At 64.2% G+C, this 13,495-nt stretch carries 11 protein-coding genes and 2 riboswitches; of the genes, 6 read left to right on the top strand and 5 right to left on the bottom strand.

What is annotated here, in order from left to right:
* Positions 1 to 68 precede the first annotated feature (68 nt).
* Together AB4O25_RS06300 and nfuA are read left to right on the top strand one after the other, a co-directional pair.
* Positions 69 to 2,360 carry a fatty acid cis/trans isomerase gene (locus AB4O25_RS06300; RefSeq protein ID WP_460150660.1) on the top strand — a complete coding sequence of 764 codons (2,292 nt, stop codon included), beginning with the start codon at positions 69 to 71 and terminating at the stop codon, positions 2,358 to 2,360.
* 94 nt (positions 2,361 to 2,454) lie between these two features.
* The gene (nfuA, locus tag AB4O25_RS06295; protein ID WP_017528557.1) at positions 2,455 to 3,039 is read left to right on the top strand and encodes a Fe-S biogenesis protein NfuA; all 585 of its coding nucleotides are present in this window, start codon (positions 2,455 to 2,457) and stop codon (positions 3,037 to 3,039) included.
* Between the two features lie 178 nt (positions 3,040 to 3,217).
* Here the strand turns inward: nfuA and cobM are convergent, their stop codons facing one another.
* The 4 genes from cobM to AB4O25_RS06275 form a co-directional block, all read right to left on the bottom strand.
* Entirely contained in the window at positions 3,218 to 3,964 is a 747-nt protein-coding gene (gene cobM, locus AB4O25_RS06290) for a precorrin-4 C(11)-methyltransferase (protein ID WP_460150659.1), read from the bottom strand.
* Positions 3,965 to 4,034: 70 nt separating this feature from the next.
* Positions 4,035 to 4,427: a cobalamin biosynthesis protein gene (locus AB4O25_RS06285; RefSeq protein WP_460148965.1), complete on the bottom strand. Its 393-nt coding sequence runs from the start codon at positions 4,425 to 4,427 to the stop codon at positions 4,035 to 4,037.
* Positions 4,424 to 5,128 carry a CbtA family protein gene (locus AB4O25_RS06280; RefSeq protein ID WP_068936625.1) on the bottom strand — a complete coding sequence of 235 codons (705 nt, stop codon included), beginning with the start codon at positions 5,126 to 5,128 and terminating at the stop codon, positions 4,424 to 4,426. Before AB4O25_RS06280 ends, AB4O25_RS06285 begins: the two co-directional genes overlap by 4 nt.
* 11 nt (positions 5,129 to 5,139) lie before the next feature.
* Positions 5,140 to 5,328 carry a CbtB domain-containing protein gene (locus AB4O25_RS06275; RefSeq protein WP_017528553.1) on the bottom strand — a complete coding sequence of 63 codons (189 nt, stop codon included), beginning with the start codon at positions 5,326 to 5,328 and terminating at the stop codon, positions 5,140 to 5,142.
* Between the two features lie 97 nt (positions 5,329 to 5,425).
* A riboswitch (cobalamin riboswitch) is annotated at positions 5,426 to 5,630 on the bottom strand.
* 42 nt (positions 5,631 to 5,672) lie between these two features.
* Positions 5,673 to 5,871, top strand: a riboswitch (cobalamin riboswitch).
* 94 nt (positions 5,872 to 5,965) lie between these two features.
* Between AB4O25_RS06275 and cobW the strand changes: the two genes are divergently transcribed.
* From cobW to AB4O25_RS06255, 4 genes are read left to right on the top strand one after another with little or no spacing between them, the layout of a single operon-like run.
* Complete coding sequence (cobW, locus tag AB4O25_RS06270) at positions 5,966 to 7,027, top strand: cobalamin biosynthesis protein CobW (RefSeq protein WP_017528552.1); 1,062 nt, start codon at positions 5,966 to 5,968, stop codon at positions 7,025 to 7,027.
* A gap of 3 nt (positions 7,028 to 7,030) precedes the next feature.
* Positions 7,031 to 10,798, top strand: a complete 3,768-nt coding sequence (gene cobN / locus AB4O25_RS06265) for a cobaltochelatase subunit CobN (protein ID WP_065878872.1) — start codon at positions 7,031 to 7,033, stop codon at positions 10,796 to 10,798.
* Complete coding sequence (locus AB4O25_RS06260) at positions 10,798 to 11,796, top strand: ATP-binding protein (protein WP_017528550.1); 999 nt, start codon at positions 10,798 to 10,800, stop codon at positions 11,794 to 11,796. The genes cobN and AB4O25_RS06260 overlap by 1 nt, the downstream gene beginning before the upstream one ends.
* Positions 11,797 to 11,849: 53 nt before the next feature.
* Positions 11,850 to 12,452, top strand: a complete 603-nt coding sequence (locus AB4O25_RS06255) for a vWA domain-containing protein (protein ID WP_116078531.1) — start codon at positions 11,850 to 11,852, stop codon at positions 12,450 to 12,452.
* A 40-nt stretch (positions 12,453 to 12,492) separates the two neighbouring features.
* Here AB4O25_RS06255 and AB4O25_RS06250 read toward each other — a convergent pair whose 3' ends face one another.
* Positions 12,493 to 13,440 carry a DUF1853 family protein gene (locus AB4O25_RS06250; RefSeq protein WP_460150658.1) on the bottom strand — a complete coding sequence of 316 codons (948 nt, stop codon included), beginning with the start codon at positions 13,438 to 13,440 and terminating at the stop codon, positions 12,493 to 12,495.
* Between the last annotated feature and the right edge of the window lie 55 nt (positions 13,441 to 13,495).

Genomic DNA, 13,495 nt, shown 5'->3' with positions numbered 1-13,495 from the left:
GGGCGGCGTCATGGCCCGGTAGAATCACCGCCACTTTTTTACCGCACGTATTGATCGGGACCGGATACATGTCACTTCGTCTTATCGTCAGCGCCTTCCTGGCCTTGATTGCCAGCGCTGCCCAGGCTGAAGGTCCCGCGCCGGCGATCTCCTACACCCGCGATATCCAACCGATCTTCACCGAAAAGTGCGTGGCCTGTCACGCCTGCTACGACTCCGCCTGCCAGCTCAACCTGGGCAGCGCCGAAGGGGCGGCGCGCGGCGCGAGCAAAGTCCCGGTGTACGACGGCGAGCGTAGCCAGGCCACGCCGACTACCCGTTTGTTCTATGACGCCTTCGGCAAACAGGCGTGGCGGCAGAAGGGCTTTTATTCGGTGCTCGACGCCCAGGGCAGCCAGGCCGCGCTGATGGCGCGCATGCTGGAGTTGGGCCGTAACGCGCCGTTGCAACCCAACGCCAAGCTGCCCGAAGACATCGTGCTGGGCTTGAATCGCGAAAACACGTGCGCCATGCCCGCCGAGTTCAACGCCTACGCCGGCAGCCATCCCAAAGAAGGCATGCCGTTGGCGGTCACCGGCCTGACTGACCAGCAATATCAAACCCTGCAACGCTGGCTGGCCTCCGGCGCGCCCATCGATGAACAGGGCCTGGCGCCGAGTGCCAGCGAAGCCTTGCAAGTGCAGCAGTGGGAAAACCTGTTCAACCAGCCAGGCGCCCGTGAAAGCCTGGTGGCGCGCTGGCTGTACGAGCATTTGTTTCTCGCCCATCTCTACTTTGAGGGCGGCGAGCCGGGGCATTTCTTCCAGTGGGTGCGCTCGCGTACGCCAAGCGGGCAGCCGATCGACTTGATCAATACCCGCCGTCCGAATGACGACCCCGGCACCCGCGTGTATTACCGCCTGTGGCCGGTGCAGGGCGTGATCGTGCATAAAACCCACATCACTTACCCGTTCAGTGCGCAGAAAATGGCGCGCATCAAGGCGCTGTTCTACGCCGGCAACTGGCAGGTCAGCGCCTTGCCGGGCTATGGGCCGGGGCGTCGGGCCAACCCGTTCGACACGTTCGAAGCTATCCCGGCCAAGGCCCGTTACCAGTTCATGCTGGATAACGCCGAATATTTCGTGCGCACCTTCATTCGCGGGCCGGTGTGCCGGGGGCAGATCGCCACGGACGTGATCCGCGACAATTTCTGGGCGCTGTTCCAAGACCCTGACCATGATTTGTATATCACCGATGCGCGGTATCGCGGCCAGGCGACGCCGTTGTTGGCCATGCCGGGGCAAAACGACGACGTGGGCAGCGTGCTGAGCCTGTGGCTGGCCTACCGCGACAAGCGCAACGAATATGAAGCGCTGCGCCGCGACAGTTACGCCGATTTGCCACCGCCGAGTTGGTCAAGCCTGTGGGCGGGTAACGACAGTGCCTTGCTGAGCATCTTCCGTCACTTTGACAGCGCGTCGGTGACCAAGGGCCTGATCGGCGAAGTGCCGCAGACGATGTGGTTATTCGATTACCCCCTGTTGGAGCGCACCTATTATCAGTTGGCGGTGAATTTCGATGTGTTCGGCAACGTCTCGCACCAGGCCCAGACCCGCCTGTACTTCGACCTGATCCGCAACGGCGCGGAGCAGAACTTCCTGCGCCTGATGCCTGCCGACACCCGCGACGGGTTTATGGACGACTGGTACCAGAACAGCGGCAAGATCAAACTCTGGCTGGACTACGAAGCCATCGACGACGACAAGCCGAGCGGTCTGCACCTGGATGAAAAAGACCCCAAGCGCGACTTTGCCAACCAGTTGCTCACCCGTTACGGCGATTTGAATGCCAGCCCGGACCCGATCAACCGTTGCGCGGGCGCCTATTGCTCACGCAACGGTATCTCCGCGACGTTGCAGGATGTGGAACAGGCCCTCAGTCGCCTGACCTCGCGCCCGGCGGCGGGGCTCAAGGTGATCGATCAATTGCCCGAAGCGACGATGTTGCGTATCGAGACCGCCAGCGGCCAGCGCATGGTCTACAGCCTGCTGCGCAACCGTGCCCACAGTAACGTGGCGTTCCTGCTGGGTGAGGCCTATCGCTATCAGTCGGGCCTGGATACCTTGACCGTTTACCCGGGCGTGCTCAGCAGCTACCCCAACTTCATGTTCAATATCCCGGCCCGGGAAGTGCCTGCATTCGTTGCGCAGATGGAACAGGCCAAGGACGCCAAGCAGTTCGAAGCCATCGTTGATCGTTGGGGCGTGCGCCGCAGCCATCCGCTGTTCTGGCAGTATTTCCATGATTTGTCGCAGTACATCCGCGAGACAACGCCTGTGGAAGAGGGGGTGTTGGACATGAATCGTTATGAAAACCTCTGACAGGCAGGTCGACGCTTTTCCGACAAAAATACTCGGACTTTGTACCTGCGTAATATTTTGGCGTAAACTGCCGGCAAGCCTGTGAGGAGTTTCCATGACTGCCATAACCATTACCGACGCCGCCCACGATTACCTGGCCGACCTGCTGTCCAAGCAGAACACCCCAGGAATCGGTATCCGCGTCTTCATCACCCAGCCCGGCACCCAGTACGCCGAGACCTGCATTGCCTACTGCAAGCCTGGTGAAGAGAAGCCTGAAGACACCGCCCTGGGGCTGAAAAGCTTCACCGCGTACATCGACAGCTTCAGCGAAGCCTTCCTTGATGACGCCGTGGTCGACTACGCCACCGACCGTATGGGCGGCCAGTTGACCATCAAGGCGCCCAACGCCAAGGTGCCGAATGTCAACGCCGACAGCCCGGTCAACGAGCGCATCAACTACTACCTGCAGACCGAGATCAACCCGGGGCTTGCCAGCCACGGCGGCCAGGTCAGCTTGATCGACGTCGTCGAAGACGGCATCGCTGTCCTCAAGTTCGGCGGCGGCTGCCAAGGCTGCGGCCAGGCCGACGTGACCTTGCGTGAAGGCATCGAGCGCACCTTGCTCGAGCGTATTCCGGAGCTCAAGGGTGTACGTGACGTGACCGACCATACGCAGAAAGAAAACGCCTACTACTGAGTAAGGCGTTCACTGCGAAAATAAAAAACGGCGCCCCGTGAGCGCCGTTTTTTTATACTTTTAATTCAGTGGGTTACGTTGTTTATCTCAGACGGAAGATTAGGTGTGGGGGCTTGCTTCCGATAGCGGTGCCTCAGTCGCCTCGACCGCTGGCTGATACACGCATCTGGTAAAAAAGCTAAGGTCGATAAAGATGCGCATGCCCAGCCCGATACAGCGATGACTCGCTGAAACTGTCATTGGCCAGCACCCGACCCACCACAATCAGCGCCGTGCGCCGAAAGCCCTTGGCGGCGACTTTGCCGGCGATATCAGCGAGCGTGCCGACCGCCCAATCCTGGTCCGGCCACGTCGCGCGGTGCACCACGGCAATCGGGCAATCCGCGCCGTAATGCGGCAACAGCTCGGTGACGATCTTTTCCAGATGATTGACCCCCAGGTGAATCGCCATGGTCGTGCCGTGGCGGGCCAGGCTGTCGAAGTCTTCGCCGACCGGCATGCTGGTTTTATCGGCGTAGCGCGTCAGGATCACGCTTTGGGCGATGTCCGGCAGGGTCAGTTCGGCCTCCAGCAACGCAGCGCAGGCCGCCACTGCGGTGACGCCGGGGATGATCTGGAAGGGAATGTCCCATTCGCGCAACTGGCGGATTTGCTCGCCAATCGCGCCGTACAGGCTCGGGTCGCCGGAATGCACACGTGCCACGTCCTGGCCTTTGGCATGGGCGGCCTTGATCAGGTCGATGATTTGCTCCAGGTGCAATTCGGCGCTGTTGACCACCTGTTCCGCCTGATGGCCGTCCAATACCGCTGCGGGCACCAGGGAGCCGGTGTAAATGATCACCGGGCAACTGCGGATCAACCGTTGGCCCTTGATGGTAATCAATTCCGGGTCGCCGGGGCCGGCGCCGATGAAGTAGACGGTCATGGAGAGTTCCTGTCGAAAAACGGGCGAGCATGAAGGATGCTCATGATCGGAAAGCGCGATTATCGGGATTTTAGCCGGCGCAGGCCAACGCAAAGGTGGCCTGGGCGGTTTTCCGGCGGGTGATCAACAAGCGGGCAGGGCCGCCGCAGAGCTGTTCGGCCAGGGCCAGGGCGGCGCTTTCGGCGATGCCGTAACAGCCGGTATGGGCGAAGGCAACTGCGGATTTATGGCTCAGCCGCGCTTCATAAACGGCCAGTTGCCCGGCGCTGAAGCACCGCAAGGGCAGGTCGAGCCATCGGGCCAGGGCGAGTAGCCCCGGCTCGTTTTGTTTACGGTCGATGCTGGCCAGTGCCATGACACGGTGACGCTCGACGCCGCCCTCGGCGAGGGCCGCATCAAACAGGCCCAACAGGGTGGCTGCATCACAACCGCGCTGGCAGCCCAGGCCGACCACGTAGGTCATGCCGAGTAGCGATCATCGCGGTTGCGACGGAACAGCCAGGCGCTGATCAGGCCCAGGGCCAGCCAGAACGCCATATTGGTCAGCTGCGAGGCGATCTTGAACTGCGCCTCCAGGGCTTGCGGCGCGAGCATTGAATGCACTAGCGGCTGCGGCGCGCCGAGTAGGTGCGGCACCGCGAGGATGGCTGCGCCCAGCACTTTGAGCAGCCCATTGCGGCCGAAAACGATCAGCGCAATACCGGCGGCAGTAGAGGCGGCGGTGCCGATCCACCATGCCTGGCGTAGCGCCAAGTCAGCGGCGGCAGTGCCCGGCAACTCCGGTGGCAGGCCGAGGGTTGGCGCCAGCACAAAGGTCGCGTAACCCGCCAAGCCCCACAGCAGGCCTTGGGCGGTGCGAGTCGGCGTGCGCAAGGTGTAAAGGCCAGCCAGCATCAGCGCAAAACCGACGGCTACCACCAGGTTGGCGCCCGTGGTCGAGAGCACGCGCTGCCAGCCGTCTTCCGGCTCCCAGGCTTCGGCGTCATGGGTGTGCGCGGCAGCGCCGGCGGCGTGCTCATGCACAACCTCTGTGGCGGCCGGGGCTTTTTCAAAGGTTTCCGCCTGCAGAATCAGCGGGGCAACCCAGAAGCTTTGCAGCAGGGTCAGCAGCAGGGCGGCCAACAGGCCGCTGAACCCTGCGGTTTGCGCAATACGCTTGATCATGTCGGCAGGTCTCAATGGCACGGGAACGCGGCGCTGTGGCGGGTATCGTGGGCAGCGTTGTGCACCGCCTCAATGTGCGAGAAACCGGCGAAATACACCAGGCACGCACCGAGGATCGACGCGCCGATAGCGGCGCTCAGGCGTTGGCTCAGGGTGGAGGTGCTGCTGGCGGTGTGCGAGGTGCTGCTGATGATCGACATGGCGCGTCCCTTTCAGGTGTCAGGGTGAAACGAGCGCATGAAAACCCCGCGAGCCAGGCCCACAGGGTTCTGAACAGCGCCCGCCCACCGCGGGTTTGTTATCTGAAGTTTTCGGGCCGGTCTCCGGGCTTGCGAGGGACACTGGGTCTATAAAGCATCGCCTTCCCATGCCGTACAGGCACAGTGGATCTGACGCTTCGCTCGCTTACCGTTGCGGGGGCAGCACCGGACTTGCCATACGGATATGACGTACCGGTTTCCCGTTTCACCCTGTGAAGGGCACCCGAAACAAGGCTTGTAGGAAAGCATGCAGAGCGGCGGTAGTCAAATTGACCGAGCCCCTGTAGCCTTGCACCCTTCGAGGTTCTTCGGCTCAGGCCGAAGCTAAGAAGGGAACGCGGTTCAAGCCGCGGCTGCCCCCGCAACTGTGAAGGGTTTACCGACTGCCATGCCACTGCCGATCAGGCGGGAAGGCGCAGCCGGCGCCGGTCGTACGGCCCGCAAGCCCCAAGCCAGGAGACCTGCCTCGCAACCGATTTTCCAATTCAACCGGGCGGGGTGATCCGGTGACGAAATCCGCTGCTGCGCGCTGTTGCAGGGCCAATCGTCCCGTATGCCCGCCCCAAAAGGGCATCCGATGAAAACACTGGCCAAACTTCCCGTCACCATCGTTACCGGCTTCCTCGGCTCGGGCAAAACCACCTTGCTGCGCCATATGCTCGACAACGCCCAGGGCCGTCGTATCGCGGTGATCGTCAACGAATTCGGCGAGCTGGGTATCGACGGTGAAATCCTCAAGCAGTGCTCCATCGGTTGCACCGAAGAAGAAGCCAACGGCCGTGTCTACGAATTGGCCAACGGCTGCCTGTGCTGCACGGTGCAGGAAGAGTTCTTCCCGGTGATGCGCGAACTGGTGGCCCGTCGTGGCGACCTCGACCATATCCTCATCGAAACCTCGGGCCTGGCCCTGCCAAAACCGCTGGTGCAAGCGTTCCAGTGGCCGGAAATCCGCAGCGCCTGCACGGTCGACGCGGTGATCACCGTGGTCGACAGCCCAGCCGTGGCCGCCGGCACCTTTGCCGCGTTCCCGGACCAGGTCGACGCCCAGCGCAAACTCGACCCGAACCTGGACCACGAGTCGCCGCTGCACGAGTTGTTCGCCGACCAACTGGCCAGCGCCGACCTGGTCATCCTCAACAAGTGCGATCTGATCAGCCCTGAAGACCTGGCCCGCGTACGCCTGGAAGTCGCCGAAGAGCTGCCGCCGGCCGTCAAGGTCATTGAAGCGAGCAGCGGTCGCCTGCCGCTCGACGTGCTGATCGGCCTGGGTGCCGGCTCCGAGGAGCACATCGATGGTCGCCACAGCCATCACGATCACCACCATGAAGGCGAAGACGATCACGACCACGATGCGTTTGATTCGATCTCCATCGACCTGCCGCAAGCCGACGAAGCGCTGCTGCTCGACGCCCTGACCCAACTGGTGGTGCAACACGGCATCCTGCGCATCAAAGGGTTCGCCGCGATCCCCAACAAGCCGATGCGCCTGCTGATCCAGGGCGTGGGCACGCGTTTTGACAAGCATTTCGACCGCGCCTGGGGCGCAGACGAAGCGCGCATTACGCGCCTGGTGCTGATCGGCCAGGAGCTGGATGCCGCTGCCCTTGAAGCGCAATTGCGCGCCGCGCTCAGCGCTTAACCCATGCACCTGCTCAGGACTCAGCCCGGTGGTTTCGTCGCGGACGACAATATTGCCGACCTTGGTCAAACCCCCGCCGAACTGGTGATCCTGTGTAGCGGCGATTCGAGCCTGGCGCTGCTGGCCGAAGCGGCGCAGCAACTGCCCGAGGATTACCCCAGCCTGCGCCTGGCCAACCCGATGCAGGTGCAGAACCACGCCTCGGTCGACCTCTACGTTGACGAAGTGCTGCGCCACGCCAAGGTCATCCTGATTTCGTTGCATGGCGGCATCGCTTATTGGCGTTACGGCATCGAACGTCTGGTGGCGTTGGCCGAGCGCGGCGTCACGCTGATCCTGGTGCCGGGCGATGATCGTCCCGACCCCGAGCTCAGTGGTCTCAGCACGGTCAACGCCGAGCAACGCGAGCGCCTGTGGCAATTCCTGCGTCAGGGCGGCTTGGGCAATGCGCTGGATTTCTATCGCTGCCTGGCCAGCGGTTATCTGGGCCGTGATTACCCGTGGGCCGAGCCGCAACCCCTGGCGCGCACCGCGATCTATCACCCGCGTAAAGCCAACGCCCGGCTCAATGACTGGCAGGCCGATTGGCATGCCGAACGGCCCGTGGTCGCGGTGTTGTTCTACCGTTCGCATTTGCAGGCGGCGAATACCGGTTTTATCGACGTGTTCTGCCAACGCTTGCAGGTGGCGGGCCTGAACCCGTTGCCGATGGCGGTGGCCAGCCTGAAAGAGCCCGGTTGCCTGACGGTGGTCGAGGACCTGCTGGACGAGGTCGGCGCGGCGCTGATTCTCAACACCACCGGCTTTGCTCAATCAAGCCCCGAAGCTCCGCACCTGCGCCCGTTTCGCCGCAATATCCCGGTGATCCAGGCCATTTGCGCCCAAGACAACAGGCCCGGCTGGCAGGCCAGCGAACAGGGCCTGGGCCCGCGCGATTTGGCCATGCACATCGCTTTGCCGGAGCTGGATGGGCGCATCATCAGCCGCCCCATCAGCTTCAAAGACCTGGCCTGGCGCAGCGAGCGCAGCCAGTCTGACGTGGTGTGCTACCGCGCAGCGCCCGAGCGCATGGATTTTGTCGCCGAACTGGCACGGCGCTGGGTCGAGTTGGCGCGGGTACCGAATGCAGACAAGCGCATCGCGCTGATCCTTGCCAATTACCCGACCCGCGACGGGCGCATCGGCAACGGTGTGGGCCTGGACACCCCGGCGGCGGCGCTGAATATCCTGCGGGCGCTGCAAGCCGAAGGGTATTCGCTGCCGGATGCATTGCCGGACAGCGGCACGGCATTGATCCATGAGCTGCTCGGTGGCGTCACCAATGATCTGGACAGCCTTGACCTGCGCCCTTGCCATCAAAGCCTGGGCCTGGATGACTACGAGGCGATGTTCCTGCGCTTGCCCGAGGCCAATCGCCAGGCCGTGCTGGAGCGCTGGGGTACGCCCCACAACGACCCGATGTTTCGGGATGGCCGCCTGATGATTGCCGGGCTGCGCCTGGGCCTGACTTTTGTCGGCATTCAACCGGCGCGGGGTTACCAGGTGGATGCCAGTGCGGTGTACCACGACCCGGACCTGGTGCCGCCGCATGGTTACCTGGCGTTCTATTTTTGGTTGCGCCACACCTACGGCGCCCATGGCGTGATTCACGTGGGCAAGCACGGTAACCTCGAGTGGCTGCCGGGCAAGGGCGTGGGCTTGTCGGAAAACTGCTGGCCCGACGCGCTGCTGGGGCCGCTGCCGAATATCTACCCGTTTATCGTCAACGATCCGGGCGAGGGCGCCCAGGCCAAGCGGCGCACCCAGGCGGTGATCATCGACCACCTGATGCCGCCGCTGACCCGCGCCGAAACCTATGGCCCGCTGCGTAACCTGGAGCTGTTGGCGGACGAGTACTACGAAGCTCAATTGCTCGACCCGCGCCGCGCCCGTGAGCTGCAAAAAGACATTCTCAAGCTGGTGCGCGAAACCCGTATCGACCAGGAGCTTGAACTGGACGGCGACGCCGATGCCGATGCCGCCATCTGGCTGCCGCGCCTGGACACCTACCTGTGTGACTTGAAGGAGTCGCAGATCCGCGACGGCCTGCATATCTTTGGCGAGTCGCCCCAAGGCCGTCTGCGCATTGATACCTTGCTGGCCTTGCTGCGTATTCCCCGTGGGGATGGCCGTGGCCCGCAATCGAGCGTGCTGCGGGTGTTGGCCAAGGCGTTCGAGCTGGGCTTTGACCCGCTGGACTGCGCCCTGGCCGAGCCCTGGACCGGACGCCGCCCGGGCGTGTTGCAAAAGATCGATACGCAACTGTGGCGTACCGCCGGTGATACTCGCGAGCGCCTGGAGTTGTACGCCGCGCGCTTGATCGAACAGGCGCTGGAAGGCCCGGTGGAGCAGTTGCAAGCGCCCGGTTGGGAGGATGTGAACGCGGTGATCGAAAGCCTGCGCAGCGTCGTGGCCCCGCGCCTGGATGCCTGCGGCCACGCCGAAATGCGCGGCCTGCTGGACGCCCTGGGCGGTCGTTTCGTACCCGCGGGGCCGAGCGGCGCGCCGAGTCGCGGGCGCCTGGATGTACTGCCCACGGGGCGCAATTTTTTCACGGTCGACGTGCGCAACCTGCCCACCACCACGGCATGGCGTATCGGTTTTCAGTCGGCCAACCTGGTTCTTGAGCGGCACTTGCAGGATCACGGCGACCACCTGCGCCAACTCGGCCTGTCGGTGTGGGGCACAGCCACCATGCGTACCGGCGGCGACGATATCGCTCAGGCCATGGCGCTGATGGGCGTGCGTCCGGTCTGGGCCACGGGCAGCCAGCGAGTGGACGATTTTGAAATCCTGCCGATCAGCCTGCTCGACCGCCCGCGTGTCGATGTGACGCTGCGCGTGTCCGGGTTTTTCCGCGATGCGTTCGCCAACCTGATCCGCCTGTTCGATGCGGCGGTGCAAGCGGTGGCTGCCCTGGATGAACCAGATGACATGAACCCGTTGGCCGCCAAGGTGCGCAGCGAGCGCGAAGCCTTGCGTTTGTCGGGCCTGGACGAAGACGCGGCCGCGAAACAGGCCGGCTGGCGTATTTTCGGCGCCAAGCCCGGTGCCTATGGCGCGGGCGTGCAAGGGGCGATTGACGGCCGCCTGTGGCAAAGCCGCGAGGATCTGGCCGAGGTCTATCTGAACTGGGGCGGTTACGCTTACGGTGGTTCCGATGAGGGCACCGCCGCCCGTGGGCAATTTGCCCAACGCCTGAGCCAGGTGCAGGCTGTGCTGCAAAATCAGGACAACCGCGAGCATGACCTGCTCGACTCCAACGATTACTACCAATTCCAGGGCGGCATGCTCGCCGCCGTGGAGACCCTGAGCGGCGACAAGGCCGCCAGCTACCATGGCGACCATAGCCAGCCGGACCTGCCGAAGATCCGCACCTTGAAGGAAGAGCTGAACCGGGTGATCCGTTCCCGCGCGGCGAACCCCAAGTGGATCGACGGCGTGAAGCGCCATGGTTATAAAGGCGCCTTCGAGATGGCGGCGACGGTGGACAACCTGTTCGCCTTCGATGCCACTACCGCGCTGATCGACGATCATCAATACGCCTTGCTCGCCGACGCCTACCTGCTCGACCCGGATACCCGGGCGTTTGTGCAACAGCACAACCCTGCGGCACTGCGCGACATGACCGAGCGCATGCTCGAAGCCCAGCAGCGCGGCCTGTGGCAGGAGCCGGGGGCGTACCGTGAGGCCTTGGAAAACCTGTTGCTGGATATAGAAGAAGACAGCTGATGACTGACATTCCCCATTTTCCGCTGTCCGCCGTGGTCGGCGCCGATGACCTGAAGCTGGCGCTGTGCCTGACTGCCATCGACCCGAAGATCGGCGGTGTGCTGATCGAAGGGCCGCGCGGCATGGCCAAGTCGACCCTGGCCCGTGGGCTGGCCGACCTGTTGGCCAGCGGCCAGTTCGTGACATTGCCCTTGGGCGCCACCGAGGAGCGCCTGGTGGGCACCCTTGATCTCGACGCGGCACTCGGCGAAGGCCGCGCACAGTTTTCCCCCGGTGTATTGGCCAAGGCCGATGGCGGCGTGTTGTATGTCGATGAGGTCAACTTGCTGGCTGATCACCTGGTCGACCTGCTGCTGGATGTCGCTGCCAGCGGCACCAACCTGATCGAGCGTGACGGTATTTCCCACCGGCACGCGGCGCGCTTTGTGCTGATCGGCACCATGAACCCGGAGGAGGGTGAGTTGCGCCCGCAACTGCTCGACCGCTTCGGTTTCAATGTGGCGCTGGGCGGGCAGACCTTGCCGGCCGAGCGCGGGCAAATTATCCGCCGTCGCCTGGATTTCGACAGCGACCCGGTGGCGTTCTGCGCGCAATGGGCCGCGCCGCAGGCAGCCTTGCGTGAACGGTGCACGGCCGCGCGGGCACGCTTGGGCGGCATCGCGATGGACGACCAGGCCCTGGCGCGGATTACCGAGCGCTGCTTTGCCGCCGGTGTCGACGGGTTGCGCGCCGACCTGGTCTGGTTGCGCGGCGCCAGGGCTCACGCGGCATGGCGTGGCGCAGATGAAATTGGCGAAGAGGATATCGAAGCCGTGGCCGAATTTGCCCTGCGCCATCGCCGCCAGGAGCACTCGCCACCGGCCAGCCCGCCAGAACAAGGGCAATCACCCAAGCCGTCGGACACCTCTCCCGGCCAGGGCCAATGGGGCGATATGCCCGCACCGGCCTTGCCCACCGGCGCCCGCCGCAATGTGCCCACCTGGCCAAAAAAGCCCTAGGCATCCGCCCCCGGCCTGACACGGGGGCGGATGCCCGTCCCAAGGCGGGGCGCTTGAATGCTGGCAGGCAGGGCAAGGCCCGCAGCGCACAACAGGGGGCGGTCAACTGGCCAGGCACCTTGCTTGGCGGTCGGCCGCAGGCCCGTGAAGACCTGTTGTTTCACCTGCGCAGTCGTTCGGCCCAGGCGTTGTGGCTGGTGATTGTCGATGCGTCGGCCTCGACTCGCCGGCACCGCGCATTGACCGATGCCAAGGGCTTGCTGGCCCAACTGTTTGATGATGCCTACCGCCAACGCGCGCGCATGGCGTTGCTGACGGCCAGCGGGCCGTCGCCGAAATGGCAGGTGCAGGGGCTCAAAGCCGCGAAAAGCTTGACCGGCTGGCTGGATCAGCTGGGTGCCGGCGGCGGTACGCCGTTGCTGGCGGCGTTGAGCGAGGCGCAGCAGTGGTTGGCGGCGCGGCGCAAGCGCTATCCCACCGAGCAGCAACAGCTGTTGGTGATTACCGACGGGCGACTCAAGGACATCAGCGGGTTGCCGTCGCTGGCGTGTGCGGGGGTGCTGGTGGATATCGAGCGTGGGCCGATCAGGTTGGGGCGGGCCCAGGCGTTGGCGGCGGGGTTGCAGTTGGATTATCGGCATATCGATGAGATGTAGTGCCTGTACCGCCGCCATCGGGGCAAGCACTGCAAGACCATCAGCCCGCCCCCGGCACATTCGGCCAAAGATCCGCTACCAGGAACAAGCGCTCCGCTTCCTGCCAATCCTCGCCGGTGCGCACCATCCGTACCAGCAACTGCGCGGGTGCCATCGGGTCGAGATCGGTCAGCCATGCCTGCATGCGCTCTTCGCTCCACACCTCATCCGCCAGGTAATGCGCCGGCGCCAGCCATGCATGCCGGGGCAGGGGTTGCCAGCGCCCGGGCGGGCTGGCACTGACAAAGGCCTTCCGGTCCCGTTGATGCAACCAGCGCCCGCGCAAATGCTGCGGGTGGGCGCCGTGAGGCGAGGTGGCAAGGCCCGGCCAGGGGTAGAGCAAATACCCGCCCAGCCACAAGTGCGCATCGAACTGCTGGATATCCAGCGCCGCCAGCACTTCGCGGCTCTCCGGGCGGGCCGAAATCGGCAGTTGGTGCTGCGCCAGGTGCGCCAGTTTACGGTCGAGCCGGTCATGGCAGCCGGGGCCCAGCCACTGGGCGGTATCCAGGCCGTCGCCGTTCTGCGGCCCGAGGTAGAGTTTGATCGCCAGTTCCAGGTGGTGCACGCCATCACGGTCCCGCAGCAGCATGTCCAACTCGCCCAGGGTGTGCCCGGCGCGGCGGATCGGCAGGTTGGCGGCCAGCAACTCCACACCCGGCGCATGCTGCACCGCGAACTGCCACAAACGCTCGTAATACAGGCCCAGGCGGCGCGTGCGTGACAGGCTCAGCCACTGCTGCAAGGCGCGGCTGTCCTGGTCCAATTGTCGCAGCCAGTGCTCGAGCCGGTCGGGCGCCTGCACCCAGTCGCTGCCGGCCAGCGGGTGGCGCTGCGGCCAGGGCGTGTGCGCGAGCATCGGCGGGGCGAGCATCACCCACGCCAGGTCGCGCACTTCGGGGTGGCGCAATTGGCGGGGCAAGGTGTGCAGATCGGGGAATAGAGTCATGGTCCGAGCATAGCCTTTCAAGCCGGGAGCGGAGGCCGCAGAACCCCTGAGAACC

Source organism: Pseudomonas sp. S3_A03 (assembly GCF_054668275.1).
This window is presented reverse-complemented; position numbering and strand designations above follow the sequence as displayed.

Bases quoted from the DNA above. Each gene is read 5' to 3' on its own strand.
- AB4O25_RS06300 (WP_460150660.1), top strand. From the start codon at position 69: ATGTCACTTCGTCTTATCGTCAGCGCCTTCCTGGCCTTGATTGCCAGC.
- nfuA (WP_017528557.1), top strand. From the start codon at position 2,455: ATGACTGCCATAACCATTACCGACGCCGCCCACGATTACCTGGCCGAC.
- cobM (WP_460150659.1), bottom strand. From the start codon at position 3,964: ATGACCGTCTACTTCATCGGCGCCGGCCCCGGCGACCCGGAATTGATT.
- AB4O25_RS06285 (WP_460148965.1), bottom strand. From the start codon at position 4,427: ATGACCTACGTGGTCGGCCTGGGCTGCCAGCGCGGTTGTGATGCAGCC.
- AB4O25_RS06280 (WP_068936625.1), bottom strand. From the start codon at position 5,128: ATGATCAAGCGTATTGCGCAAACCGCAGGGTTCAGCGGCCTGTTGGCC.
- AB4O25_RS06275 (WP_017528553.1), bottom strand. From the start codon at position 5,328: ATGTCGATCATCAGCAGCACCTCGCACACCGCCAGCAGCACCTCCACC.
- cobW (WP_017528552.1), top strand. From the start codon at position 5,966: ATGAAAACACTGGCCAAACTTCCCGTCACCATCGTTACCGGCTTCCTC.
- cobN (WP_065878872.1), top strand. From the start codon at position 7,031: ATGCACCTGCTCAGGACTCAGCCCGGTGGTTTCGTCGCGGACGACAAT.
- AB4O25_RS06260 (WP_017528550.1), top strand. From the start codon at position 10,798: ATGACTGACATTCCCCATTTTCCGCTGTCCGCCGTGGTCGGCGCCGAT.
- AB4O25_RS06250 (WP_460150658.1), bottom strand. From the start codon at position 13,440: ATGACTCTATTCCCCGATCTGCACACCTTGCCCCGCCAATTGCGCCAC.